Annotated in this window: 6 protein-coding genes; all 6 read right to left on the reverse strand. The window is 41.8% G+C overall.

Going from position 1 to position 3,473, the window contains the following annotated elements:
• On the reverse strand, positions 1-604 hold a 604-nt coding region (locus D3222_RS26355; RefSeq protein ID WP_232832662.1), incomplete at its 3' end, for an immunity 42 family protein.
• Positions 588-1,118, reverse strand: a complete 531-nt coding sequence (locus tag D3222_RS23890) for a hypothetical protein (protein ID WP_232832663.1) — start codon at positions 1,116-1,118, stop codon at positions 588-590. The genes D3222_RS23890 and D3222_RS26355, both read right to left, overlap by 17 nt.
• Positions 1,119-1,288: 170 nt before the next feature.
• Entirely contained in the window at positions 1,289-1,507 is a 219-nt protein-coding gene (locus D3222_RS23895) for a hypothetical protein (protein ID WP_036842872.1), read from the reverse strand.
• Positions 1,504-2,157 (reverse strand): hypothetical protein, encoded by a 654-nt coding sequence (locus D3222_RS26360; RefSeq protein ID WP_232832664.1) that lies wholly within the window; start codon positions 2,155-2,157, stop codon positions 1,504-1,506. Before D3222_RS26360 ends, D3222_RS23895 begins: the two co-directional genes overlap by 4 nt.
• A 225-nt stretch (positions 2,158-2,382) precedes the next feature.
• Complete coding sequence (locus D3222_RS23905; protein WP_088374548.1) at positions 2,383-2,751, reverse strand: hypothetical protein; 369 nt, start codon at positions 2,749-2,751, stop codon at positions 2,383-2,385.
• A partial coding sequence (locus D3222_RS26365; RefSeq protein WP_232832665.1) for a hemolysin BL-binding protein occupies positions 2,748-3,473 on the reverse strand: 726 nt, incomplete at its 5' end. The genes D3222_RS26365 and D3222_RS23905, both read right to left, overlap by 4 nt.

Here is a 3,473-nt window from a genome sequence, read left to right on the forward strand (position 1 = left end):
CATGTTCGTCTTGTTTTAATTCACTATACTTAGCGCCGAGTATCCTAACCATATCACCATGAGAAACAGCAAAAACAATAAAACCAGCATCATTAATATTTTCTGTTGATGCTTGATATTGGTAAGATTGCTCAAAATTTTCAGGCTCATCTTGTCCTATCAACTCTGGAGAAATCATTCCTAACATAAAGTTAAAAGCATCTTTAGTTCCTTTTTCAAACAACACTTTATTTTCCTGAAAAGAAAATAAAGCATTAGTATTGTCTTTCAACGAAAGGACATCTACCCAAAGGGTAGATATCCTTATTTCCTCAGGGAAGAAAAAACCATCAATATAAAAATGGAAAAGTCCATTTTTATTCAATGGATTTTTTACATCACCAGTACTTCCATTCCAGTGATATTCCCCATTGGTCCCTTCGAACCGATGAATATTACCTTTTTCATCCTTAGCGAATCTAACTTCTTTATTACCATAATTTTTGGAGCTTGGGATTGAGTTTTCAAAAAGTTTCAATGAGTCTTTTGGTTCTATTCCCGCATTACGGCGATTTCCATCACTACCAAGAGTATGTTTAGGATTTGATTTAATAAACCAACCCATTATTCGCTGTCACTGGATTAGGTACTGGTATAGCACTTCCTTTTACCCCTTTTGCTCCAGTCTTATTGATCCCTCCGGCAACCCCCGCAGACGCCGCAATCCCCGTCTGCCCCATAATCTTTGCGATTTCCTGGGTGGTTTCTTCTGAGCCACCGGTGACTTGGGCACGATGGAGCACTAAATTGCGGGATGAGTCAATATTCGACATCGCACCCCGTAAATCTGCCCATTCCCGCACTTCTGCCGGCGTGAGGGAATCCAGCCCCTGCATTCTGGCTTTTTCCTGAATTTCGCTCATCCGGGCACTGTAATCACCCTGTAATGCCCGCAGCTCTTTGGCAACCGCAACACACTGGTCAGCCCCTGAACACGTTGCTATCCGCGCCTGAACCCTGTCATATTCCTGCCGGTATTTATCCCTAACAGTCGCACGACAACTGCTGTCTCTCTGACAGTTGACCAGTTCCTCACTCCTTGAACGATTCTGGTCAACACTTAAGTGATTATTATCCACAACAACGCCCCGACGCGACTTTTTGGACCAACAGTTCACTTTACCCAGATACGGTTAAAAAGCAGAGTATGTCCAATAAATGTTCGTTTAACTTTATTGCCGCCATTGTGATATTGACAGAGTAGGCTAAAAAACAGTCCCGATTTTTACAAATCGGGATGGATAAATATTTAGATGAGATTTTTTTCTACTTGCTCTACAAGAGTACGAAATTCTCTAAAATCGAAGTTCCATATTCCTCCATTCGGACAAGAAAAGATCTCTATTCTCATACCATGCTCAGGTTCGTTTGAGATCTCTGCTACTTGATCTGTACCCCAAAAGATCTCGTAAACAACATTTTCTCGATCTGGCAAACTTGCTATTTGTGCTGTTAATTTATTTGTCATTTCGGTGGTTCCAAAAACCCTATAAGCCTACCTTGAGCATCATAACGTAATCCACGCCCATTAGAAGATATAACATCAGTAACTTGACCGTATCGTCCTGTATTGCTTTGAATCACCTTTTTGTTCGGGTCATTCAATATACTATCTACAATTTTTTGGCCTTGCTCATTTATTGCAGATGGATTTCCTCTAGCCTCTGGAAAAGCACTACCTAGCCGACTGCCATGTTTTTGTAGAGCGCGACCAGCAAGTGTCAAATCGCCTTTTTTTGAAGCAGGATCTGTATATTTCGCTCCATTTGACAATTCATCAATTGACCATTTGCCAATATGATTGTTATTTCGGGCATTCTGCTCATCTTCTGGCTCATGTCCTCCCGGTGTCCCTGCTCCTGAACCACCAAGTTCGGCTTTCTCTGAATCTGTCAGATCCTTTGATATATTAGGTTGATTTTCACCATCTACATAATCTGACGAACATACCCGGCCAAAGGAACATTGAGTCGCCTTATCTACAGCCTTTCCCATCTCTTTCAGCTTCTTGTCCAAAGCTGAAGCTATCGTCTGATTGGCTTCGTTCACGGCTTCACCCGTGTTTGAACCCGCTATCGGTGGCGGTGGCATTGGCACAGCTAGGGCATTATTGTCCACAACAACGCATTCCAGTGCGAAGTTGACCGCAAAACACATACTTTTACTTTTAAATCAATCAATTAAATCCATTCTTCCCCATATGGTTTGATACCTGACCAACAATGCCCTAACGTGACTTTTTAGCCTGATAAGCTACTTTTACCAAACGTAATGAACTGCCCCTTTTAAATGTCGGATGATTGTCTAACATTTAGGAACAGTTCAGATTAACCGGGATTGATGCTATTTATTAAGTAGATAATTGTAACATTCTGGAAATTGGTAATTCTCTGGGATGTCAGGCCAATCTGAAGCCTTTAACAAAGAGTCGGCATCTTCTTTAAAAGAATCAAAAAAACTTGACAGTCCCATTGCATACACTCTGATATAAACTAACGCCGCCTGCATTGCGATTTTGTCGTCATTTAACTTAGCTTGTTTTAGTAACTCCTTTGCATTTTTTAGTGACTCGAAATTTCGTTCAAATAAAGCATCTTGTCTATCCTCATAGTCAATCAATAGATCTCCTTGATCTATTGGACATCCTGATATCTCTTTTGAAAGATAAAGATAAATATTTTTTAATTCATCGAAATAATTTTCACTAATCATTTTGGTAATTTCCGCCCTTCAGCTTCCGCAGCCCTCGTTTTGTCCAGATTAATGGAGCCATCCATATTTAACACAATTCTGAAGTTTCCTTTGTTATCAAAAACTTCAAGATGATTTTTATGTTTATTATCCAGATAGAACTGGTCACCTTTACGGATATTATCATTAATGTTCTTTGATGCTTTATAAACCGTTTGACCCTGATATATTTTACTGGTTTTTTGTGAACCTGCTTTCGCTTCGTTCCCAAACCCCGGCTGCCTAAAGAACTCTCCTATATTACCAACAGCTCCCTGATTCGGTTGATACGGTTGTTTACCTTTTCCGACATCCCCGCCACCTTTTGCTCCAGTCTTATTGATCCCTCCGGCAACCCCAGCAGACGCCGCAATCCCCGTCTGCCCCATAATCTTTACGATTTCCTGGGTGGTTTCTTCTGAGCCACCGGTGACTTGGGCACGATGGAGCACTAAATTGCGGGATGAGTCAATATTCGACATCGCACCCCGTAAATCTGCCCATTCCCGCACTTCTGCCGGCGTGAGGGAATCTAGTCCCTGCATTCTGGCTTTTTCCTGAATTTCGCTCATCCGGGCACTGTAATCACCCTGTAATGCCCGCAGCTCTTTGGCAACCGCAACACACTGGTCAGCCCCTGAACACGTTGCTATCCGCGCCTGAACCTTATCATATTCTTGGCGATACTTATCCCTGACAGTCGT

Origin of the sequence: Photorhabdus sp. CRCIA-P01 (assembly GCF_003545805.1) — a bacterium.
Classification (GTDB): Bacteria; Pseudomonadota; Gammaproteobacteria; order Enterobacterales; family Enterobacteriaceae; genus Photorhabdus; species Photorhabdus antumapuensis.

Bases quoted from the DNA above. Each gene is read 5' to 3' on its own strand.
- D3222_RS23905 (WP_088374548.1), bottom strand. From the start codon at position 2,751: ATGATTAGTGAAAATTATTTCGATGAATTAAAAAATATTTATCTTTAT.
- D3222_RS23895 (WP_036842872.1), bottom strand. From the start codon at position 1,507: ATGACAAATAAATTAACAGCACAAATAGCAAGTTTGCCAGATCGAGAA.